A 22,454-nucleotide genomic window follows, 5' to 3' on the forward strand; every position below is an offset into this window, starting at 1 on the left:
AGCCCCGTTCCATGCCCGCTGCCCGTCCCGAACTGAGCCTGTCGCTGCAATTCGCCGATCCGCGCCACCGCGCGCTGCTGCCGCGCCACAAGGTCGCGCGCTTCGTGCGCGCCGCGCTGGAGCTGCCTGGCGAGATCACTGTGCGCATCGTCGACGCCGAGGAGGGCCAGACGCTCAACCGCGAGTACCGCCAGAAGGACTACGCCACCAACGTGCTGACCTTCGACTACGCCGACGAGCCGGTGGTGGTGGCCGATCTGGTGCTGTGCGCGCCGGTGGTCGAGGCCGAGGCCGCCGCCAACGGCAAGGAGCTGCTGGCCCACTACGCCCACCTGCTGGTGCACGGCACGCTGCACGCCCAGGGCTACGACCACGAGGACAGCGAGGAAGAGGCCGAGGCGATGGAGCAGCGCGAGCGCGAGGTGATGGCGGCGCTGGGCTTCGCCGATCCGTACGCGGAAGGTGCGGCATGAGCGCCGTGTCGCCTGCCGAGGGCGAGGCCCCGGACCTCTGGCTCGAAGACGTGCTGGGCGAGGCCGCGCTGGCCTGGGTGCGCGAGCACAACGCCCGCACCGAGGGCGAGCTGGGCGCGCGCGCCGACTACGCCGAGTTCCGTCCGCGCCTGAAGGCGCTGATGGACGCGCGCGAGCGCATTCCCTACGTCAGCCGCATCGGCCACGACTTCTACAACTTCTGGCAGGACGCCGAGCATCCGCGCGGCCTGTGGCGGCGCACGACGCTGGCGAGCTACCGCCAGCCCGAGCCGGCGTGGGAGACGGTGCTCGACCTGGACGCGCTGGCCGCGGCCGAGGGCGAGAACTGGGTCTGGCACGGCGTGGACGTCTGCACGCCGGCGCGTGATGCCGAGGGCCGCCCGGTCTGGCGCCGCTGCCTGATCGACCTGTCGCGCGGCGGCGCGGACGCCACCGTGGTGCGCGAGTTCGATCTGGTCGAGCGCCGCTTCATCCCGGCCGAGGAGGGCGGCTTCACGCTGCCCGAGGCCAAGAGCAGCGCGAGCTGGATCGACGCCGACACGCTGGCGGTCGGCACCGACTTCGGGCCGGGCTCGATGACCGACTCGGGCTATCCGCGCGTCATCAAGGCCTGGCGTCGCGGCACGCCGCTGGCGGACGCGCCGACGATCCACGAGGGCGAGGCGAGCGACGTCTCGGCCTGGGTCAGCATCGACGACACGCCCGGCTTCGAGCGCGTGATCCACGGCCGCTCGGTCGACTTCTACACCACCGCGATGTGGCTGGCCGGCCCCGACGGCCGCCGCCGCGAGATCCCCAAGCCGGCCGACGCCAGCCTGGGCTTCCACGAGCGCTGGGCGGTGATGGAGCTGCGCAGCGATCTGGTGCAGCACGACGGCACGCGCCATCCGGCCGGCTCGCTGCTGGCGGCCGACGCCGACGCGCTGATGGCGCAGGGCGTCGAGGCGCTGCGCTGGACGGCGCTGTTCACGCCGACGCCGACCTGCTCGCTCGGCGGCAGCGCCTGGACGCGCGGGCAGGTGCTGCTGAACCTGCTCGACAACGTCGCCAACCGGGTGGAGGCGCTGCGCTTCGACGCCGCCACCGGCACGTGGACGCGCCGCGCGGTGGCGCTGCCGGGGCCGGGCACGCTGGGCCTGGGTGCGCTGCATGAGCCGCATCTGCCGGACGATCCGCTGGCCGAGCACTGCTGGGTCACCTACGCCGACTTCCTCACGCCCGACTCGCTGATGCTGCTCGATGCGGGTGGCGCGGGCGCGCCCGAGGTGATCAGGCAGCGCCCGAGCTACTTCGACGCCGCGGGGCTCGTGGCCGAGCAGCGCTTCGCCACCAGCGCCGATGGCACGCGCGTGCCGTACTTCGTCGTGCGCCCGAAGGACGCGCCGATGGACGGCAGCACGCCCACGCTGCTCTACGGCTACGGCGGCTTCGAGGTGTCGATGCAGCCCTGGTACTCGGGCGGCTTCGGCCTGGCCTGGTACGAGCGCGGCGGCGCGCTGGTGGTGGCCAACATCCGCGGCGGCGGCGAGTTCGGCCCGGCCTGGCACCAGGCGGCGGTCGGCGAGCACAAGCCCCGCAGCCACGAGGACTTCATCGCGGTGGCCGAGGACCTGGTCGCCAGCGGCCTGAGCTCGCCGGCGCGGCTGGGCATCATGGGCGGCAGCAACGGCGGCCTGCTGGTGGGCGCGGCGATGACGCGCCGGCCGGACCTGTTCGGCGCGGTGGTCTGCCAGGTGCCGCTGCTCGACATGCTGCGCTACCACCGGCTGCTGGCGGGCGCGTCGTGGATGGCCGAGTACGGCGACCCCGACCAGCCCGAGCAGCGCGCCTGGATCGAGCGCTACAGCCCCTACCAGGCGCTGCGCGAGGGCGTGAGCTATCCGCGTGCGCTCTTCACCACCTCGACCCGCGACGACCGGGTGCATCCGGGCCACGCGCGGCGCATGGTCGCGCGGCTTGAGGCGCTCGGCCAGCCGGTGCTGTACTACGAGAACATCGAGGGCGGCCACGGCGGCGCGGCCGACAACGCCCAGCGCGCGCACCTGCAGGCGCTGGAGTTCGCCTACCTCTGGTCGCGCCTCGGCGACCGCTGATCGCCACGCGCATGGCCTTCCCCACCCTGACGGCAGCCCGCGATCTCGGCCGGCTGCAGGAGATCGCGGCGGTCTTCATCCGCCACGGCCTGGGCGATCTGGTGCGCCGGCTCGGCTGGGCCGACCGGCTGGCTCGCGCCGGCCATGTGCTGCGCATGGACCATGCCGCCGATCTGGCGCGGCTGGAGCCGCCGGTGCAGCTGCGCATGGCGCTCGAGGATCTGGGGCCGACCTTCGTCAAGCTCGGCCAGATCCTGGCCGGGCGCGCCGACCTGTTCGGCCCGGCCTGGATCGCCGAGCTCGAGAAGCTGCACAGCCAGGCGCCGACGGTGCCGGTCGCGGTGGTGCGCGCCCAGCTCACCGAGGACCTGGGCGCGCCGCCCGAGGAGGTCTTCGCTCGCTTCGATGCCGAGCCGCTGGCGGCGGCCTCGATCGCGCAGGTGCATGGCGCGCAGCTGCACGACGGCACCGAGGTCGTCGTCAAGGTGCGCCGGCCCGGCATCCGCCCGGTCATCGAGGCCGACCTGCGCCTGCTCGAGCGGCTGGCGCTGATCGCCGAGGACGAGTGGCCCGACCTGCGGCCCTACCAGCCGGTCGGCCTGGTGCGCCAGCTCGCGCGCTCGCTGCGCCGCGAGCTCGACCTGCAGAGCGAATGCCACAACGCCGAGCGCATCGCCGCCCATTTCGCCGGGCGCGAGCACATCGTCATCCCGAAGGTCTACTGGGACTGGACCGGCGAGCGGGTCAACGTGCAGCAGCGCATCGACGGCATCCCGGGCCACGAGCTGGCGCGGGTGGATGCCGCCGGGCTCGACCGCATGCTGCTGGCGCAGCGCGGCGCGCAGGCGGTGCTGAAGATGATCATCGAGGACGGCTTCTTCCACGCCGATCCGCACCCGGGCAATGTCTTCTACCTGCCGGGCAACCGGCTGGCCTTCATCGACTTCGGCATGATGGGCCGGCTCAGCGACGTGCGCCGCGACCAGCTGCTGTCGCTGATGCTCGGTCTGGTGCAGCGCGATCCGGAGGCGGTCGTCGAGGTGCTGATGGAGTGGACCGAGGACGCCGGGCGCACCGACATGGAGGGCCTGCAGCAGGACGTCGTCGCCTTCGTCGACCAGTACCGCGGCACCGCGCTGGCCAAGCTCAGCCTGGGCGCGATGATGAACGACGTCACCACCATCCTGCGCGAGTACCGGCTGGCGCTGCCGGCCGATCTGGCGCTGCTGGTCAAGACCTTCATCACGCTGGAGGGGCTGGGGCGCTCGCTGGCGCCCGACTTCCACATGGCCACCGAGGCCGAGCCGCTGCTGGAGGCGGCGGTGCGCGCGCGCTATTCGCCCAGGGTGCTGGTCGAACGCGGCTGGAGCTCGGCGGTGCATGGCCTGCGCCTGCTCGGGCGCCTGCCGCGCGAGGCTGCCCGCATGCTGCGCCAGGCCAAGCGCACCGGCGTGCAGGTGCATGTCGAGGTGCGCCATCTCGAGCGGGTCGTCGACCAGCTCGACCGCGCGGTTAGCCGGCTGACGGTGGCGATGGTGGTGGCGGCGCTGATCGTCGGCTCGTCCATCGTCATGACCGTCAAGGGCGGGCCGATGCTGTTCGGTCTGCCGGCCTTCGGGCTGCTGGGGTTCCTGATCGCCGGCATCGGCGGCATCTGGCTGGCCTGGTCGGTGCTGCGCAGCGGCCGGGCCGCGCGGGCGGTGCACCGGGATTGATGTACCTGCTCTGTAATCGAAGGGTATTTTCATAGACCAAGTCAACATGATGGTCTTTGGGGCGTCGACTTGATCAGGGGCCTGGGGTTTACCCTAAACTTCAGCCATCAACCAAGGGTTTTCCCTAAGGAGTTCGTGATGGCCCAGATCCTTGTTCCCGTTCAGTCGCAGGCTTTTGCTGCCGCCCAGGCACCGCTGGTGCGTCTGGTCGGCTGGCTGGTCGATCAGTGGCAGGGCGCGATGAAGGCCGCCAGGAGCAGCCTGCAGCCGCGCGAGCCGCGCACCGCCGAAGAGCTGATCGAGTGGGCCGGCCGCTACGAGGCGACCCAGCCCTCGTATGCCGCCGACCTGCGCGCCGCCGCGGTGCGCGCCCAGCAGACCGCCGGCAGCGTCCGCGCCTGAAGCCGGCGCGGACGCAAAAAAGGCCGGTCGTCGCCGACCGGCCTGTGAACGACCTCTGAATCGAGGCACGCATGAAAGAGGAGGACGGTGCCGGCCGGATGCGGCCTCACCGTCCCGGGCGCCTGCCGATCAGCAGCGCTCGAAGATCGCAGCGATGCCCTGGCCGCCGCCGATGCACATCGTCACCAGCGCGTAGCGGCCGCCGGTGCGCTGCAGCTCGTAGACCGCCTTGGTGGTGATGATCGCGCCGGTGGCGCCGATCGGGTGGCCCAGCGAGATGCCCGAGCCGTTCGGGTTGACCTTGGCCGGATCGAGGCCCAGTTCCTTGTTGACCGCGCAGGCCTGGGCGGCGAAGGCCTCGTTGGCCTCGATCACGTCCATGTCGGCGACCGTCAGGCCGGCGCGCTCGAGCGCCTTGCGCGAGGCCGAGACCGGGCCGATGCCCATGATGGTGGGCTCGACGCCGGTGTGGGCGTAGGACACCAGGCGGGCCAGCGGACGCAGGCCATGGCCCTTGACGGCCTCGCCGCTGGCCAGCATGACCGCGGCGGCGGCATCGTTGATGCCCGAGGCGTTGCCGGCGGTGACGGCGCCGTCCTTCTTGAAGGCCGGGCGCATCTTGGCCAGGCTCTCGGCGGTGGTGTCGGCCTTGATGTGCTCGTCGGTCACGAAGCTGATCGTGCCCTTGCGGCTGGCGATCTCCACCGGGACGATCTGTTCCTTGAAGTAGCCGGCGGCGGTGGCGGCAGCGGCGCGGCGGTGGCTCTCGGCCGCGGCCTCGTCCATCTGCTGGCGGCTGATGCCGAACTGCTCGCCGACGTTCTCGGCGGTGATGCCCATGTGGATCTTGTGGAAGGGATCGTGCAGCGCGCCGACCATCAGGTCGATGAGCTGCGCGTCGCCCATGCGGGTGCCCCAGCGCGCGCCCGGCATCAGGTAGGCGCCGCGGCTCATGTTCTCGGCACCGGCGCCGACCGCCACTTCGCAGTCGCCCAGCAGGATGGCCTGCGAGGCCGAGATGATGGCCTGCAGGCCCGAACCGCACAGGCGGTTGACGTTGAAGGCCGGGGTCTCCTTGGGCAGGCCGGCGTTGACCGCGGCGACGCGGCTCAGGTAGCAGTCGCGCGGCTCGGTGGTGACGACCGTGCCCATCGCGAGGTGACCGACGGCGTCGGCCGGCGCGCCCGAGCGGGCGAGGGCGGCCTTGACGGCGGTGGTGGCGAGGTCGGCCAGAGGAACGTCCTTCAGCGTGCCTCCGAACGTGCCGATCGCGGTGCGTGCGGCGCTGACGACAAAGACTTCACGTGCCATGGCTGTCTTCCTCCGGAAAAATCGGTGTGCGGGGTTGCCACAGTACTTGTCCTCCTCTACAGCGAACTGACACGGGCGATGTCACACTCCGCCGCCGCCGGCTCCCGCCGTGCCGACCTCGCCCGCCGACTGGATCCCCCTGACGGTGGCGAGCTGCAACCTGCTCAACCTCGCGCTGCCCGGGCGGGCCTTCTATCCGAACCAGGCGCCCTACGGCATGGCCGAGCACGAGCGCAAGCTCGAATGGATCGGCCAGATGCTGCGCCGGCTCAACGCCGATGTCGCCGGCGTGCAGGAGGTCTGGGACGAGGCGGCGCTGAAGGCGGCGGTGGCGCGCAGCGGCCTGCAGGCGATGCAGGTGCTGGCGCCGGGCGCCGAGACCGGCGCTGAGGGCACGCCGCGCGTCGGTCTGGTGACGCGGCTGAAGGTCGAGGCGGTGCGCAGCCTGGCCGACTTCGGCCCGGGCGAGTCGGTCGTCGTGCCGGAGGTCGGCGAGCACGCCCGCTTCGAGCGCCCGGTGCTGCACGCCACGCTGCGCACGAAGCGCGGCCAGCGCCTGCATGTGCTGGTGGCGCACCTGAAGTCCAAGCGGCCGAAGTTCCTGCAGGATGCCGAGGGCCGCGCGCTCGAGGACCGCGATGATCCGCGGGTGGTCGCGCGGGCGTCGCTGCGCGCGATGATCATGCGCGGGGCCGAGTCGGCGGCGCTGCGCGCGCGCGTCATCGACCTGACGCGGCACACCCGCGACCCGCTGGTGCTGCTCGGCGACATGAACGACGGACCGCGCTCGGTCACCAGCCAGCTCATCGCCGCGACGCAGGCGGTGGCCTACGACCGCCAGGCCCGCGACGTGGCGCTGTTCCATGCGCTCGACGTGCAGACCGAGCCGGGCCTGAACCGCGACCTGGCCTACTCGCATGTCTTCCAGGGCTGGCCCGAGCTGCTCGACCAGATCTGGGTCAGCGAGGAGTGGGTCGCCTCGTCGCGCTTCGCCCTCGGCGACGTGCGCCGCGTCGAGGTCTTCAACGACCATCTGCACGAGGGCCGGGACCGCACGCGCAGCGACCACGGCTTCGTGCGGGCGCTGCTGCGACTGAAGTCACTGCCCGCCGCCTGAGCGGCGGGATCGCCCTCTCGCCGACGGCGCGCCTGCGTACACTGCGCCCCTCGCTTTCTGCTCCAGCCCCAGATTCCCCACCCATGAAGTCGGCCCTGTTCGTTGATTTCGACAATGTCTATTCGGGCCTGCGCAAGCTCGATCCGGCGGTCGCCGAGCGCTTCGGCCGCCAGCCGGCCGAGTGGATCCGCTGGCTCACCGACGAGCTCGGCCTGCCCGAGGGCCTCGACGAGGCCGAGGCCCGCACCCGGCGCCGGCTGCTGGTGCGGCGCGTCTACCTCAATCCGCAGGTCTACCAGCGTTTCCGCCCGTCCTTCAACCATGCCGGCTTCGAGATCGTCGACTGCCCGTCGATGACCAGCGAGGGCAAGACCAGCACCGACATCCACATGGTGCTCGACATGGTCGAGCTGCTGCAGCATCCGGTGCACTACGACGAGTTCATCGTCTTCTCGGCCGACGCCGACTTCACGCCGGTGCTGCGCAAGCTGCGCCGCTGGGACCGCCGCACCACGGTGCTGGCCGTGGGCTTCCCGTCGGCGGCCTACCGCGCCTCGGCCGACCTGCTGATCGAGCCCGACCGCTTCATCCGCGAGGGCCTGGGCTTCGGCGCGGCCGGCGACGCGGAGGAGGCCGCCGGCGTGCCGGCGGCGCCGGCCGGCGAGGGGGGCGCCGTGCCCGTGGCGCCGGTCGTCGCCGCCGAGGCGCTGACCGGCTGGCTGCGCGGCGAGGTGGCGCGCTCGGACCTGCCGGTGCCCTGCGCGCGGCTGGCCGCCCGGCTGATGGCCGAGCATCCGGGCCTGGCGCCGGAATGGGGCGGTCACGGCAGCTTCCGGCGCTTTCTCGAGGCGCTGCCGCTGGCGCCGCTGCGCCTGGACTGGAGCGGCTCGGGCGGCTACCTGTTCGATCCCGCGCGCCATGTGCCGCGCACGCCGGCGGCCGCGCGGGTGCATCCCGATGCCTCGGCCTGGGGCGTCGAGCCGGCGATGTTCGCGCTGGCGCGCCAGGTGCATGACGCCGTCGGCGTGCCGATGCTGTCGCCGCGCGACTTCCGCGCGCTGCTCGAGACCATCGCCGCCGATGTCGCCGATCAGCCCTTCCAGCTCAACGAGACCGGCAAGCGGGTGCGCGACCGCTGCCGCGAGGCCGGCCACGAGGTCAGCCGCGAGGCGGTCAACTGGGTGCTGCGCGGCCTGCTGCTGTGCGGCCACGAGTTCGGCAAGGGCCGCGACGACGTGCCCACGCTGTCCTACCGGCTGGTCGGCAACCTGCTCAACCTGTGCCGGCGCGAGCAGCTGATGATGGACGAGTCGGCGCCGGCGCTGCTGCAGCGCTGGGTCAGCGGCAAGGCGGCCGCGGCCGAGGCGCCCGTCGAGATTCCCGAGCCCCTGCCGGCGCCGGCCGCCGAACCCGCGTCCGTGCCGGTGCCTGACGGCGACGCGGCCGCCTGACGCCCCGACCGGGCGCCATCGCCGCGTGACCTCAGTCCACCCAGCCCTGCCGCCAGGCCAGCCGGGCCAGGTCGAAGTCGCTGGGCGTGTCGAGCTTGGACTTGATCTGGTAGTGCAGGTTGTGGACGGTCTTGACGCTCAGGCACAGCGCCTCGGCGATCTGGCGCGGGCTGCAGCCCGCCAGCAGCAGGCGCAGCACCTCGAACTCGCGCGGCGTCAGGCCGTGCGGCGTCGCGGTCGGATGCTCGATCAGGTGGCGCGCGACCTCGCCGGCGATGTCGCTGCCCAGCACCCGGCGCCCGGCGTGCACCTCGCGCACCGCGTGGACCAGCTGCTCCGGGTCGCTGCTCTTGGTGACATAGCCGAGCGCGCCGGCGCGCAGCGCCTGCGTGACCCAGACCGCGTCGCGGTACATGCTGAAGGCCAGGCAGCGCACGTCGGGGTCGCGCTGGCGCAGCCGGCTGACGAGCTCCAGCCCGCCCATGCCCGGCAGCGCCAGGTCGACCACCAGCACCGAGGGCCGCGGCTGCATCGCCCGCCACTGCAGCAGCGCCGCATCGGCATCGGCCGCCTCGGCGACCACGCGCACGTCCTCGTGCAGCTCGAGCAGCCGCCGGTAGCCCTCGCGCACCACCGCATGGTCGTCGACCAGCATCACCTCGATCGTCATGTCTCGTTCTCCACGGGAACCGGCGGGCGGATCGGCAGCCGCACGCGCAGCCGCATGCCGCCCGCCTCGGGCAGGTCGAGGGCCAGCGCGCCGCCGAGCGCCTGCACGCGCTCGTGCAGCCCGAGCAGGCCGTGGCCCGGCACCGGGCCGTCCGGGCCGGGGCCGCGGCCGTCGTCGGCGATGTCGATCACCAGCGCGGCCTGCGGGGCGCTGTCCATGTCCAGCCGCACCTGCACCGCGCTGGCCTCGCCGTGGCGGACCGCGTTGGTCAGGCCCTCCTGGACGATGCGGTAGACATGGACGGCCATGTCCGCCGGCACCGCCTCCAGCCCGCCGGGCGGGAGCTGCAGCGTGCAGGCGGGCGGGGCGCCGTCGACCTCGCGGCGGCGCGGCTGCGCGACCAGCGCCTCCAGCGCCGCGCCGAGGCCGAAGCGGTCGAGCATCGTCGGGCGCAGCGCCTGCAGCACGCCCTGCAGTGCCTCCTGCAGCTGCGCGCACAGCGTGGCGATGCGGCCGGCGGCCTGCTGCAGCGCCGGCGCGCCGGTGCGCGCAGCCAGCGCGGCGATGACCGCGGTCTCGGCGCGCAGCGCGCTCAGGCTCTGGCCCATCTCGTCATGCAGCTCGCGGGCGAGGTGGCGGCGCTCCTCCTCGCGGGTGTGCAGCAGCCGGCCGGCGAGCTGCTGCTGGCGCGCCAGCAGCTCGGTCCAGCGCTGCGCCAGCCGGTTGAAGCACAGCGTCAGCTCGCGCAGCTCGCGCAGCGGCGGCACCGGCAGGCGCACCTCGCGCTCGCCGGCCTCCAGCCGCGCCAGCGCCGCCAGGATCTGCCGCGTCGGCCGCAGCGCCCGGCCGACCGGCCGCGTCAGCGCCAGCCCGCCCAGCCCGAGCAGCAGCCCGAAGCCCATCAGCAGCAGCAGCCGGGTGGCCCAGACCGCGCCGACATGGTCCCAGTTCACGCCGACCTCGATCGTGCCGGCCTTGATGCCGCCCGGCAGCAGCAGCGGCAGGTCCACCCGCGCGGGCGCGCCGTCGAGCGCCGCCAGCCGCGCGCCCAGCCAGGCCACCGGCCCGGGGGGCGGTTCACCCGGCGCGCAGTGGCCGCCGATCGGCCGCTCGTCGAGCGTGCGCAGCCGCACGCACAGCGGCAGCCGCCGCTCCAGATCGTCGAGCACCTCGAGGCGCACCGGCACCTCCTGCAGGTCGCGCTCGAAGGCCGTCAGCTGCCGCGCCAGATCCTGATGCAGCAGCTGCGCGACCAGCCGGGCGGTGGCCGGCAGCGCCACGCGCTCGGCCCGGCCCAGCTCGTGCCCCGACCACAGCCCCAGCCCGAGCAGCAGCACCGCCACCAGCAGCGCCCCGCGGCGCAGCAGCGTGCGCTGCAGGTCGAGCGCAGGCTGCAGCGCGTCGGCAGACAGGGCGGAAGAGGAGGTCGCGGGCAACTCGGTCGGCATGGCGGGCGGCAGGGGGCCCGATCTTGCCCGAGGTGCAGCCGCCCGCGGCGGGCCTCCGCGCATGTCGGGCAATCTGCCCGAGGCCGCCTCACATGCTGCGCCGATACTGCCCGCCCACCTCGAACAGCGCGCTGGTGATCTGCCCCAGCGAGCACACCCGCACCGCGTCCATCAGCACCTCGAACACGTTGGCGTTGTCGATCACCGCCTGCTGAAGCCGCTTGAGCATCGCCGGTGCCGCGGCGGCGTGGCGGGCGTGGAAGTCGTTCAGGCGCTGGAGCTGCGACTGCTTCTCCTCCTCGGTCGAGCGGGCCAGCTCGATCGACTCGGGCACCGCGTCGCCGTGCGGGTTGCGGAAGGTGTTGACGCCGATGATCGGGTACTCGCCGGTGTGCTTGAGCATCTCGTAGTGCATCGACTCTTCCTGGATCTTCGAGCGCTGGTAGCCCGTCTCCATCGCGCCGAGCACGCCGCCGCGGTCGGCGATCTTCTCGAACTCGGCCAGCACGGCTTCCTCGACCAGCTCGGTCAGCTCGTCGATGATGAACGCGCCCTGGCTCGGGTTCTCGTTCTTCGCCAGGCCCCACTCGCGGTTGATGATGAGCTGGATGGCCATCGCGCGGCGCACCGATTCCTCGGTCGGCGTCGTGATCGCCTCGTCGAAGGCGTTGGTGTGCAGCGAGTTGCAGTTGTCGTAGATCGCGATCAGCGCCTGCAGCGTGGTGCGGATGTCGTTGAACTGGATCTCCTGCGCGTGCAGGCTGCGGCCGGAGGTCTGGATGTGGTACTTCAGCTTCTGGCTGCGCTCGCTGGCGCCGTACTTGTCGCGCATCGCCACCGCCCAGATGCGCCGGGCGACGCGGCCGAGCACGGTGTACTCGGGGTCCATGCCGTTCGAGAAGAAGAACGACAGGTTGGGCGCGAAGTCGTCGACGTGCATGCCGCGCGCCAGGTACGCCTCCACGAAGGTGAAGCCGTTCGACAGCGTGAAGGCGAGCTGGCTGATCGGGTTCGCGCCGGCTTCGGCGATGTGATAGCCCGAGATCGAGACGGAATAGAAGTTGCGCACGTCGTGGTGCACGAAGTAGGCGGCGATGTCGCCCATGACCTTCAGGCTGAACTCGGTCGAGAAGATGCAGGTGTTCTGGCCCTGGTCTTCCTTCAGGATGTCGGCCTGCACCGTGCCGCGCACGTTGGCCAGCACCCAGGCTCGGATCTTGGCGGCCTCGTCGTCGGTCGGGTCGCGGCCGTTGTCGGTGCGGAACTTGGTCGTCTGCTGGTCGATCGCGGTGTTCATGAACATCGCCAGGATCGACGGCGCCGGGCCGTTGATCGTCATCGACACCGAGGTGGTCGGGCTGCACAGGTCGAAGCCGTCGTACAGCACCTTCAGGTCGTCGAGCGTCGCGATCGACACGCCCGAGTTGCCGACCTTGCCGTAGATGTCCGGACGCGGGTCGGGGTCGGAGCCGTAGAGCGTGACCGAGTCGAACGCGGTCGACAGCCGCTTGGCCGGCATGCCCTCGCTGACCAGCTTGAAGCGGCGGTTGGTGCGGAAGGCGTCGCCCTCGCCGGCGAACATGCGCGTCGGATCCTCGCCCTCGCGCTTGAACGCGAACACGCCGGCGGTGAAGGGGAACGATCCGGGCACGTTCTCCAGCATCAGCCACTTCAGCAGCTCGCCGTGGCATTCGTACTGCGGCAGCGCGACCTTGCGGATCTTGTTGCCGCTCAGCGTGGTGTGGACCAGGCCGGTGCGGATCTCCTTGTCGCGGATCTTCACGACGTACTCGTCGCCGGCGTAGGCCTTCTGCATCGCCGGCCACTGCGCCAGCAGCCGGCGCGCGGCCGGGTCGAGGCGGCCGTCGCGCTCGTCGGCCAGCGCCAGCACGGTGTTCTTCGCGCCGTCGCGGGTCGGGTCGTTCTCGTGCAGCATGCGGGCGGTCTCGCGCAGCTGCTGGACCTCGCGCGCCAGCGCGGCCTGCTTGCGCGCGCGGGCCTTGTAGCCGCGCACGGTGTCGGCGATCTCGGCCAGGTAGCGGCTGCGCGCCGGCGGCACGATCGGCGTCTGGTGCGTGCTGTGGCGGGTGTCGACCGGCGGCAGGCGGCCCTCCTGGAGCCGCAGGCCCAGCGCGCCCAGGCGCACCTTCAGCGCCTGATAGAGCGCGGTCACGCCGTCGTCGTTGAAGCGGCTGGCCATCGTGCCGAAGACGGGCATCTCCTCCGGACGCCTGCCGAAGGCCTCGCGGTTGCGCTGCACCTGTTTGGCGACATCGCGCAGCGCGTCCAGCGCGCCCTTGCGGTCGAACTTGTTGATCGCGACGAACTCGGCGAAGTCGAGCATGTCGATCTTCTCGAGCTGGCTGGCGGCGCCGAACTCGGGCGTCATCACGTACATCGGCACGTCGACGAAGGGCACGATCGCCGCGTCGCCCTGGCCGATGCCGCTGGTCTCGACGATGACGAGATCGAAGCCGGCCGCCTTGGCGGCGGCGATCACGTCGGGCAGCGCCGCCGAGATCTCGCTGCCGGTGTCGCGGGTGGCGAGGCTGCGCATCCAGACCCGCGCGCCCTGGCGCCACGGACCGATCGCGTTCATGCGGATGCGGTCGCCCAGCAGCGCGCCGCCGCTCTTGCGCCGCGACGGATCGATCGAGATGACGGCGATGCGCAGCGCGTCGTCCTGGTCCAGGCGCAGCCGGCGGATCAGCTCGTCGGTCAGGCTGGACTTGCCGGCGCCGCCGGTGCCGGTGATGCCGAGCACGGGCGTCTGGCTCGCCCGGGCCGCTTCATGCACCGCGGCGACCACGCCCGCGTCCGCCTTGCCGTTCTCGAGCGCGGTGACGAGCTGCGCCAGCGAACGCCAGGCGGCCTCGGTGTGGCCCTGCAGCGCGGCGAGTCCGGTCGGCGCGTGGCTCGAGAGATCGCGGTCGCAGCGCATCACCATCTCGCCGATCATGCCGGCCAGGCCCAGGCGCTGGCCGTCCTCGGGGCTGTAGATGCGCACGCCGTGGCTGTGCAGGTCGCGGATCTCGGCCGGCACGATCACGCCGCCGCCGCCGCCGAAGACCTGCACATGCGCGCCGCCGCGCGCGCGCAGCAGCTCGACCATGTACTTGAAGTACTCGACATGGCCGCCCTGGTAGGAGCTGACCGCGATGCCCTGCACGTCTTCCTGCAGCGCGGCCGTCACCACCTCGTCGACCGAGCGGTTGTGGCCGAGGTGGATCACCTCCGCGCCCATGCCCTGCAGGATGCGGCGCATGATGTTGATCGAGGCATCGTGCCCGTCGAACAGGCTGGCTGCCGTCACGAAGCGCACCTTGTGCGTCGGGCGGTAGTTCGCAAGGGCCTGGTGGTCGGCGGCGAGATCGGTCATCTGAGGGCTCCGAGGGACATCCGGACCTCGATTTTCAATTGACGTTTACGTAAACGTCATCTGGGGAGAACCCGCACATGAACCGTCGTGCATCGCCGCGCACCGATCCGCGGCGGCATGCACGTCCGCGGGGCATGGCGTGAATGCATCGAGTCGTGACATGGCGCCTCATTGCCGTGCACCTGTCGCGGGCGTCGCCTGTCGATGGTGCGCCGCACAAGAAAAACCGGCGCCCGAGCGCCCGCGACCTGTGCTCCATGGCACGGAACGGGCGGTGGAGGCGGGTTTTCCAGGGTTGGCACGGTCCCTGCAATACCTGTTGCGAGGCCTCGGCGACGGGGTCTCACTAGGTGGGACATTTTGGACAACGGCGTCCGATCGTCCCGATGTCCCGGCGAAAGCCGGGTGTCGGACACGATCGTGACGCCGCTTTTTTTTGCCGTCCCCGCTTCTTCCCCTGGAGAGATTCCCCATGACGACGCCCTCGATTCCTGTCAACCCGTCCCGGCGCGAGTTCCTGCAGCGCACGGCCGCCGTGGCGGCTGCAGGCAGCGCCGTCACCCTGCCCGGCGGTGCCTGGGCCGCCGGCTCCGATGCGCCCGAGAAGAAGGAAGTGCGCATCGGCTTCATCCCGCTGACCGACTGCGCCTCGGTGGTGATGGCGTCGGTCATGAAGTTCGACGAGAAGTACGGCATCAAGATCATCCCGTCGAAGGAGTCCTCCTGGGCCTCCGTGCGCGACAAGCTGGTCAACGGCGAGCTCGACGCGGCCCATGTGCTGTACGGCCTGGTCTACGGCGTGCACCTGGGCGTCGGCGGTCCGAAGAAGGACATGGCCGTCCTGATGACGCTGAACAACAACGGCCAGGCGATCACGCTGTCGAAGAAGCTCGCCGACAAGGGCGCGGTCGACGCGGCCAGCCTGGCCAAGCTGATGAGCTCGGACAAGCGCGAGTACACCTTCGCGCAGACCTTCCCGACCGGCACCCACGCGATGTGGCTGTACTACTGGCTCGCCTCGGCCGGCATCAACCCGATGAGCGACGCCAAGGTCATCACCGTGCCGCCGCCGCAGATGGTCGCCAACATGCGCGTGGGCAACATGGACGGCTTCTGCGTCGGCGAGCCCTGGAACCACCGCGCCATCATCGACGGCATCGGCGTGACCGCCGCGACCACCCAGGACATCTGGAAGGACCACCCGGAGAAGGTGCTGGGCACCACGGCCGAGTTCGTGCAGAAGAACCCGAACACGGCGCGCGCCATGATCATGGCCATCCTGGATGCGAGCCGCTGGATCGACACCGGCCTGCAGAACAAGATGAAGATGGCCGAGACGATCGCCGAGAAGTCCTACGTCAACACCTCGGTCGACGCGATCAACCAGCGCATCCTGGGCCGCTACCAGAACGGCCTGGGCAAGACCTGGGACGATCCCAACCACATGAAGTTCTTCAACGACGGCGCGGTCAACTACCCCTACCTGTCCGACGGCATGTGGTTCCTGACCCAGCACCGCCGCTGGGGCCTGCTCAAGAGCGATCCGGACTACCTGGCCGTGGCCAAGGCGGTCAACCAGACGGCGCTCTACAAGGAGGCCGCCGCCCAGGTGAAGGCCAGCGTCCCGAAGAGCGACATGCGCTCGAGCAAGCTGATCGACGGCGTGGTCTGGGACGGCACGAACCCGGCCAAGTACGCCGCCAGCTTCAAGATCAAGGCCGCCTGAGTCCCGCGGCCCCCAGACCAAGAAAAGCCAGAGAAGTCCTGTCCGTTCAAGGAGTCCCGAGATGAACGCTGCCACCCTGCCCGTTGCCGGCGCTGCTGCGCCGGCCGCCCCGGTGCTCGACGCCGAGACCCAGGCGCGCATGAAGGCCCAGGCCGAGGCCATGGCCCGCGCCCAGCGCCTGCGCACGATGACCCGCCTTGCCGCGCCGGTGGTGGGCTTCGCGTTCTTCCTGCTGGTGTGGCAGGCGGTGGCGCACAGCGGCGACAAGCAGCTGCCCGGACCGCTGGCGGTCTGGGACGCGGCGGTCAAGCTGTTCTCGGACCCGTTCTACGTCAACGGCCCGAACGACCAGGGCATCGGCTGGAACGTGCTGGCCTCGCTCAAGCGCGTCGGCATCGGCTTCGGCCTGGCGGCGCTGGTGGGCATTCCGCTGGGCTTCCTGATCGGCCGCTTCGCCTTCTTCAACCAGATGCTCGACCCGATCATCAGCCTGCTGCGGCCGGTGTCGCCGCTGGCCTGGCTGCCGATCGGCCTGATGGTGTTCAAGGCCGCCAACCCGGCCGCGATCTGGACGATCTTCATCTGCTCGATCTGGCCGATGGTCATCAACACCGCGGTGGGGGTGCGGCAGGTGCCGCAGGACTACCTGAACGTCGCGCGTGTGCTGAACCTGTCGGAGCTGACGATCATCCGCAAGATCCTCTTCCCGGCCGTGCTGCCCTACATGCTGACCGGCATCCGGCTGGCGGTGGGCACGGCCTGGCTGGTGATCGTCGCGGCCGAGATGCTGACCGGCGGCCAGGGCATCGGCTTCTGGCTGTGGGACGAGTGGAACAACCTGAACGTCGCCCACATCCTGATCGCGATCTTCGTCATCGGTGGCGTGGGTCTGGCGCTCGAGGCCCTGCTGATGGCCATCGCCCGCCGCTTCGACTACTCCTGAGCCACCGACTTCCGATCTTCCGGGGACCCTCATCATGAGCCAAGCCAATCTGGACACCCGCAGCCAGCGCTTCCTGAGCATCGAGAACGTCGGCATGTCCTTCCCGACGAAGAAGGGCACCTTCGTCGCGCTGCGCGACATCAACCTGGAGGTGGCCCGCGGCGAGTTCATCTCGCTGATCGGCCACTCCGGCTGCGGCAAGTCGACGCTGCTGAACCTGGTCGCCGGCCTGACCACGCCGACCTCGGGCGTGCTGCTGCTCGACGGCCGCGAGCTGAAGGGGCCGGGCCCGGAGCGCGCGGTGGTGTTCCAGAACCACTCGCTGCTGCCGTGGCTGACCTGCATGGAGAACGTCTACCTGGCGGTCGAGCGCGTCTTCGGCGCCACCGAGAACAAGGCCAGGCTGCGCGAGCGCTCGCTGGCGGCCCTGGAGCTGGTCAACCTGAGCCACGCCCGGGACAAGCGCCCGGGCGAGATCTCCGGCGGCATGAAGCAGCGCGTGGGCATCGCCCGGGCGCTGGCGATGGAGCCGAAGATGCTGCTGATGGACGAGCCCTTCGGCGCGCTGGACGCGCTGACCCGCGCCAAGCTGCAGGACGAGATGATGAAGATCGTCGCCACCACCGGCTCGACCGTCATGATGGTGACGCACGACGTCGACGAGGCGGTGCTGCTGTCGGACCGCATCGTGATGCTGACCAACGGCCCGGCGGCGACCATCGGCGAGATCCACCAGGTGCCGCTGGCGCCGATCCGCGAGCAGTTCCGCCCGCGTCTCGAGATGGCACACGACGCCGGCTACCTGGCCTCGCGCGAGGCGGTGCTGGAGTTCCTGTACCACAAGCAGGCGCACGTCGAGAAGGACGCCGCCTGAGCCAGGCTGTTGCCAGCGCGTGGCGTGGTCGCCACAGAAGACGGTGAGGCTTGTCTCCAAGGTGACGCCTCGCTTCCGACCCGACGGTACCCCGTCGGGTTTTTATTTGTGCATTTCTGAAACGGTGTGTCGCCGCCCGAGGCGCGGAATCCGGCAGTTTTGCGGTCACAATCGCCTCATGCCGTGTGCGGAATGACGATGTCAGCGCATCGCGCCGACACAGGCTGGAGCCATCTTTGGGGATCCCGTGCAAGACATCGGCCGGTCATGCCGAACTGGCCGCGCGCGAGCAGCGCCTGTCGCAGCGCCATCGGCTGCTGCTGCTGCTGGTGGACGGGCAGCGCACGCTCGAGGAGGTGGTCGAGCAGGGGCGCCGCGCCGGTGTGCCGCGCGGCTACATCGACGAGCTGTTCGCCCTCGGGCTGATCGTCATCGGTCCGCCGCCGACCGCGCCGATGCCGCTCGACGGGCCCGACACGGTCGGGCCGGGCACGGCGGTCAGCGACACCGAGCTGGCCCGCCTCGACGCGGGCGACGCCTCGTTCGCGCAGGCGCGCCAGATGCTGATCGGGCTGCTGCGCAGCCATGTGCCGCTGGCCGGGGCCGTGACGATGCTCAGGGTCAGGCGGGCACGCTCTCGCGCAGAATTGCAGGCCCTGCTGCCGGACGTGCGGGCACGCCTCGAGCGCGTGCGGCAGCCGGGCGAGATGCGCGAGCAGCTGCTGCGCGTCGAGTCGCTGCTGGCGTCCTGAGGCGGGCGCCGGCGTCCGTTTTCCGTCGTCCTGTGGCGTCCTCATGAGTTTCCTGGTCATCGACATCGGCAACACGCGGCTCAAGTGGGGCCTGTACGAGGCGCCCCGGCCCGGCGCGGACCTGATCGCGCAGGGCGCGGTCTTTCTCGAGGCGATCGACCGGCTGTCCGACGAGGGCTGGGCCGCGCTGCCGGTGCCCGGCCGCATGCTCGGCTGCGCGGTGGCGGGGCAGGGCGTGCGCCGCCGCGCCGAGGAGCAGCTCGAACTCTGGGACCTGACGCCGCGCTGGGTGGTGTCGCAGCCGCAGGACGCCGGCGTGACCAACGGCTACGAGCATCCGGCGCGGCTGGGCTCGGACCGCTGGCTGGCGATGATCGGCGCGCGAGCGCGGGTGCTCGCCGCCGGCCCGGCGCGGCCGGCGCTGGTCGTGATGGTCGGCACCGCGGTGACGGTCGACGCGATGGACGCGGACGGGCGGTTTCTCGGCGGGCTGATCCTGCCGGGCTTCGGGCTGATGCTGCAGGCGCTGGAGTCGGGCACCGCCGGGCTGAAGGTGCCCACCGGCGAGGTGCGCGAGTTCCCGACCAACACCAGCGACGCGCTGATGAGCGGCGGCACCTACGGCATCGCCGGCGCGATCGAGCGCATGCACCGCCACCTGCTGCGCCGCTGCGGCGCCGAGCCGGTGCTGCTGATGGGCGGCGGCGCCGCGGTCAAGCTCGCGCCCGAGACCGACCTGCCCTTCGAGCTGGTCGACACGCTGATCTTCGAGGGCCTGCTGCGCCTCGGGGCTCAGGAGTTCCCGGACGGCTGATCCCGCCCGCAGGGGGCGGGCGAGGGCGCAGGCGGGGTCGGCGGCAGCCGGCGCTGCAGCGCCTGCAGCTCGGCGTGGGTGGAGCGCAGCTCGGTGCGCAGCCGGCCGATCTCGGCGTGCAGGTCCTGCAGGATGTCGCGCTCGACCTGGCGCTCGGTCGTCTCGACCCACATCGCCGCGATCGATGCGGTCACCAGCGACAGGATGCCGAAGCCCAGCAGCACGACGAAGACCGAGAAGATCTTCGAGGCCGGCGTGCTCGGCACCACGTCGCCGTAGCCGACGGTCGCGGCGGTGGTGAAGGCCAGCCACAGGCCGTCGGCCAGCGTCGGCGTGCGCGGCTCCAGCCACCAGAAGCCGGCGCCGCACAGCATCAGCACGCCCAGCGCGGTGCCCAGCAGCGCCGGCAGGCTGTCGCGCTCGAGCAGGTGGCGCAGGCACCAGACCATGTGCATCAGCGTCAGCAGCGCGGTGAGCGAGCGCAGCACCAGCGCCGGCGTCGAGGTCGAGCTCGGCGGCAGCAGCGCCGCGGTGACCAGTCCGCCGATCAGCAGGCGCGTCAGGATCAGGCGCAGCCGCGGCAGCCGGCCGCGGCGCGGGCGCTCGGTCAGCACCACGATCAGGGCCGCGATCAGGTAGGCCGCGGCCGCCGCCGGCGGTGACCGGCCGCCCGACAGCAGCTCGAGGTAGAAGGCGGGAATCGTTCCGACCAGGCCGCACAGCAGCAGCCAGTGCCTCGGCACGCGCGAGGGCACGAAGGAGAAGGTCGACGGGGATCGCTCCGGAACGCTCATGCGGCCAGCGTAGCAGAGCCCCCCGCGGCGACCGTGCGCGCGATCAGGCCGGCGCGCGGGGCGTGCGCGCCTGCTGCCAGGCCTGCAGTGCCGCGGCGTCCAGCGGCGCGCCGATGCCCATGCCCTGCAGCTGGTCGCAGCCGTGCGCCAGCAGGAACTCGCGCTGCGCCTCGGTCTCGACGCCCTCGGCGACGACGGTCAGGCCCAGGCCGCGCGCCAGCTCGATGATCGCGCCGGCGATCGCCGCCGACTCGCGCTGCTGCGGCAGCTCCTGCACGAAGGAGCGGTCGATCTTCATCTTGTCGATCGGCAGCTCCTTCAGGTGGCTCAGCGAGGAGTAGCCGGTGCCGAAGTCGTCGACCGAGAGCTTCACGCCGAGCTGGCGCAGCTGCGCCAGCCGCGCCAGCACGCCGGGCACGTCGTCCATCAGCATGCGCTCGGTCAGTTCGAGCTCGAGCCAGCCCGGCGGCAGGCCGGTCTCGGCCAGCAGCGCCTCGATCGAGGCGACGAAGTCGGGCGCCTGGAACTGCAGCGTGGACAGGTTGACCGCCACCGTCAGCGGCGTGCCGGCCGCATGCCACAGCCGTGCCTGGCGCGCGGCCTCGCGCAGCACCCAGGCGCCGATCGGCACGATCAGCCGGTGCTGCTCGGCCAGCGCGATGAACTCGTTGGGCACCAGCAGGCCGCGCTGCGGATGGTTCCAGCGGATCAGCGCCTCGACGCCGACGAACTGGCCGTCGCAGGCCCGCACCTGCGGCTGGAACAGCAGCGCGAACTCCTCGTGCTCGATCGCGTGGCCGAGCTGGCTCTCGAGCATCAGGTTGTCGCGCGCCAGGCTGACCTGGCGCGGCTCGAAGAAGGCGCTGGTGGCGCGCCCGCGCGCCTTGGCCACGTGCATCGCGGCGTCGGCGTGCTGGATCAGCAGGTCGGGCGTGGCGGCGTCGGCCGGATACAGGGCGATGCCGATCGACGGCGTCACCGAGATCGCCTGCGCCTGGCCCTCGAGCGCGACCGGCGCGGCCAGCGCGTCGAGCAGCTTGCGCGCGACATGCGCGACATCCTCGCGGGTGCGCACGCCGGGCAGCAGCACCATGAACTCGTCGCCGCCGAAGCGCGCGACCCGGTCGGTGCTGCGCACCCGCTGGCCCAGGCGCAGCGCGATCGTCTTCAGCAGCGCGTCGCCGGCGGCATGGCCGAGCGAGTCGTTGACGCGCTTGAAGTGGTCGAGGTCGATGAACAGCAGCGCCAGCTGGGTGTCGGAGGCGCGCGCGGCCACCATCAGGTGCTCGAGCTGGCCGAGCAGGGCGCCGCGGTTGGCCAGCCCGGTCAGCGCGTCATGGTGCGCGAGGTAGTGCAGCCGCGCCTGCGCGTCGCGGCGGTCGCTGATGTCGCGCAGCACCGTCATGCGCATCGGCTCGCCGCGCTGCAGCGTGCCGCGCTCGATCAGCTCGACCGGGATGCGCCGGCCGTCGCGCGCCAGCACGCTGGTCTCCAGGCAGAGGTCCTCCTGCGCGTCGAGCCGGCGCGCCAGCCGGGCCTGGCATTCCGGCGCGATCAGGCCGAGCAGCGGGCGGTCGAGCAGCTCGTGCAGCGACAGGCCGAGCAGCTCGCACAGTGCCGGATTGGCGTCGACGATGTGGCCGTCGCGGTGGAAGACGATGCCCTCGACGCCGGCCTGCATGAAGCGCGCGAGCCGGTCCTCGGACTCGAGCAGCGCGCGCTCGGCGTGGTGATGGCGGCTCTGGTCGCTGACCAGCAGGTACAGGCCGAGCGGGCGCCCGCGTGCGTCCAGGTGCGGCGCCAGCGTCAGTTCGGCCCAGATCGCGGTGCCGTCGGCCAGCATCAGCCACTGCTCGGCGCTGACCGCCTCGCCGTCGCGCTCGAGCAGATCGCAGGCGCGGCGCAGCCAGTCGGCCAGCTCGGGCGTGACCGCCTCGTGCAGCGGGCGCTCCAGCGGGCTGAGCGCCTGCGGGCACAGCGACTGCACGAAGGCGCGGTTGGCGTAGCTGCACCGCCGTCCGGCATCGGCCTCGCAGTAGGCCATCAGCACCGGCGCGCTGTCGGCGAGCCGGCAGAGCTTGTCGCGCTCGTGGCGCATCTGCAGCTCGGCCTGGCGCAGCGCGCCGACGTCGCGCAGCAGCACCAGCGCCGCGCCCGGTCCGGCCGGCCAGGACAGCTCGGCCTGCAGCCAGCGCCCGCCGGCCGACAGCGGCTCGGTCGTGCCGGGACGGCCCGCCTCGAGCGCCGCCAGCAGCAGCCGGCGCCCCGAGGGGTCGAGCGGCAGCGCATCGCGCTCGGCCGGCAGCGACAGCCGCTCCAGCGAGGCCAGCCCGGCCAGCGGCCGCGCCTGCACGTCGACCACCACCGCCGCCAGTCCGAGCAGGTCGGCGGCGGCCAGGGCGGAGAGCAGTTCGGGCGCGAGCGGGCTGGGCATGTCGAAAATGATGAAATCGCCCCGCGATCGGGCGGGG

Annotated in this window: 17 protein-coding genes; 11 read left to right on the forward strand and 6 right to left on the reverse strand. The window is 71.7% G+C overall.

All coding sequences use genetic code 11. The annotated features are described in order from the left end of the window. Positions 1–11: 11 nt before the first annotated feature. From ybeY to HNQ01_RS10620, 4 genes are all read left to right on the forward strand, one after another. Complete coding sequence (ybeY, locus tag HNQ01_RS10605) at positions 12–473, forward strand: rRNA maturation RNase YbeY (RefSeq protein ID WP_173805407.1); 462 nt, start codon at positions 12–14, stop codon at positions 471–473. Beyond that, complete coding sequence (locus tag HNQ01_RS10610) at positions 470–2,587, forward strand: prolyl oligopeptidase family serine peptidase (protein WP_173805408.1); 2,118 nt, start codon at positions 470–472, stop codon at positions 2,585–2,587. Before ybeY ends, HNQ01_RS10610 begins: the two co-directional genes overlap by 4 nt. A gap of 11 nt (positions 2,588–2,598) precedes the next feature. Then, positions 2,599–4,302 (forward strand): ABC1 kinase family protein, encoded by a 1,704-nt coding sequence (locus tag HNQ01_RS10615; protein ID WP_173805409.1) that lies wholly within the window; start codon positions 2,599–2,601, stop codon positions 4,300–4,302. A 138-nt stretch (positions 4,303–4,440) separates the two neighbouring features. After that, entirely contained in the window at positions 4,441–4,704 is a 264-nt protein-coding gene (locus HNQ01_RS10620) for a hypothetical protein (protein ID WP_173805410.1), read from the forward strand. A 129-nt stretch (positions 4,705–4,833) separates the two neighbouring features. On the opposite strand, the gene HNQ01_RS10625 is transcribed toward HNQ01_RS10620, so the two are convergent. After that, positions 4,834–6,015 (reverse strand): acetyl-CoA C-acyltransferase family protein, encoded by a 1,182-nt coding sequence (locus HNQ01_RS10625; protein WP_173805411.1) that lies wholly within the window; start codon positions 6,013–6,015, stop codon positions 4,834–4,836. Between the two features lie 109 nt (positions 6,016–6,124). On the opposite strand from HNQ01_RS10625, the gene HNQ01_RS10630 reads away from it, so the two are divergent. Then, complete coding sequence (locus HNQ01_RS10630) at positions 6,125–7,132, forward strand: endonuclease/exonuclease/phosphatase family protein (RefSeq protein ID WP_173805412.1); 1,008 nt, start codon at positions 6,125–6,127, stop codon at positions 7,130–7,132. An 83-nt stretch (positions 7,133–7,215) separates the two neighbouring features. Then, a complete protein-coding gene (locus HNQ01_RS10635; protein ID WP_173805413.1) occupies positions 7,216–8,583 on the forward strand; it encodes an NYN domain-containing protein in 1,368 nt (455 codons plus the stop codon). A gap of 31 nt (positions 8,584–8,614) precedes the next feature. On the opposite strand, the gene HNQ01_RS10640 is transcribed toward HNQ01_RS10635, so the two are convergent. From HNQ01_RS10640 to icmF, 3 genes are all read right to left on the reverse strand, one after another. Next, positions 8,615–9,253, reverse strand: coding sequence for a response regulator (locus tag HNQ01_RS10640; RefSeq protein ID WP_173805414.1), 639 nt, complete (start codon positions 9,251–9,253; stop codon positions 8,615–8,617). Next, positions 9,250–10,701, reverse strand: a complete 1,452-nt coding sequence (locus HNQ01_RS10645) for a histidine kinase (protein ID WP_173805415.1) — start codon at positions 10,699–10,701, stop codon at positions 9,250–9,252. The genes HNQ01_RS10640 and HNQ01_RS10645 overlap by 4 nt, the downstream gene beginning before the upstream one ends. Positions 10,702–10,789: 88 nt before the next feature. Next, the gene (icmF, locus tag HNQ01_RS10650; RefSeq protein WP_173805416.1) at positions 10,790–14,080 is read right to left on the reverse strand and encodes a fused isobutyryl-CoA mutase/GTPase IcmF; all 3,291 of its coding nucleotides are present in this window, start codon (positions 14,078–14,080) and stop codon (positions 10,790–10,792) included. 472 nt (positions 14,081–14,552) lie between these two features. On the opposite strand from icmF, the gene HNQ01_RS10655 reads away from it, so the two are divergent. The 5 genes from HNQ01_RS10655 (at position 14,553) to HNQ01_RS10675 (ending at position 19,189) form a co-directional block, all read left to right on the forward strand. Beyond that, on the forward strand, positions 14,553–15,806 hold the full coding sequence (locus HNQ01_RS10655; protein ID WP_173805417.1) for a CmpA/NrtA family ABC transporter substrate-binding protein: 1,254 nt from the start codon (positions 14,553–14,555) through the stop codon (positions 15,804–15,806). A gap of 61 nt (positions 15,807–15,867) precedes the next feature. Continuing rightward, a complete protein-coding gene (gene ntrB, locus HNQ01_RS10660) occupies positions 15,868–16,749 on the forward strand; it encodes a nitrate ABC transporter permease (protein WP_173805418.1) in 882 nt (293 codons plus the stop codon). Between the two features lie 34 nt (positions 16,750–16,783). Next, positions 16,784–17,623, forward strand: coding sequence for an ABC transporter ATP-binding protein (locus HNQ01_RS10665; RefSeq protein ID WP_173805419.1), 840 nt, complete (start codon positions 16,784–16,786; stop codon positions 17,621–17,623). 236 nt (positions 17,624–17,859) lie between these two features. Continuing rightward, positions 17,860–18,375, forward strand: a complete 516-nt coding sequence (locus HNQ01_RS10670) for a hypothetical protein (RefSeq protein WP_173805420.1) — start codon at positions 17,860–17,862, stop codon at positions 18,373–18,375. Between the two features lie 43 nt (positions 18,376–18,418). Then, positions 18,419–19,189 (forward strand): type III pantothenate kinase, encoded by a 771-nt coding sequence (locus HNQ01_RS10675; protein WP_173805421.1) that lies wholly within the window; start codon positions 18,419–18,421, stop codon positions 19,187–19,189. Here the strand turns inward: HNQ01_RS10675 and HNQ01_RS22415 are convergent. Then, complete coding sequence (locus HNQ01_RS22415) at positions 19,168–19,983, reverse strand: potassium channel family protein (protein WP_286180686.1); 816 nt, start codon at positions 19,981–19,983, stop codon at positions 19,168–19,170. The genes HNQ01_RS10675 and HNQ01_RS22415 overlap by 22 nt on opposite strands. Positions 19,984–20,026: 43 nt before the next feature. Then, the gene (locus HNQ01_RS10685) at positions 20,027–22,417 is read right to left on the reverse strand and encodes a putative bifunctional diguanylate cyclase/phosphodiesterase (RefSeq protein ID WP_173805422.1); all 2,391 of its coding nucleotides are present in this window, start codon (positions 22,415–22,417) and stop codon (positions 20,027–20,029) included. Between the last annotated feature and the right edge of the window lie 37 nt (positions 22,418–22,454).

It is taken from the genome of Sphaerotilus uruguayifluvii (assembly GCF_013294065.1).
Taxonomy (GTDB): domain Bacteria; phylum Pseudomonadota; class Gammaproteobacteria; order Burkholderiales; family Burkholderiaceae_C; genus Sphaerotilus; species Sphaerotilus uruguayifluvii.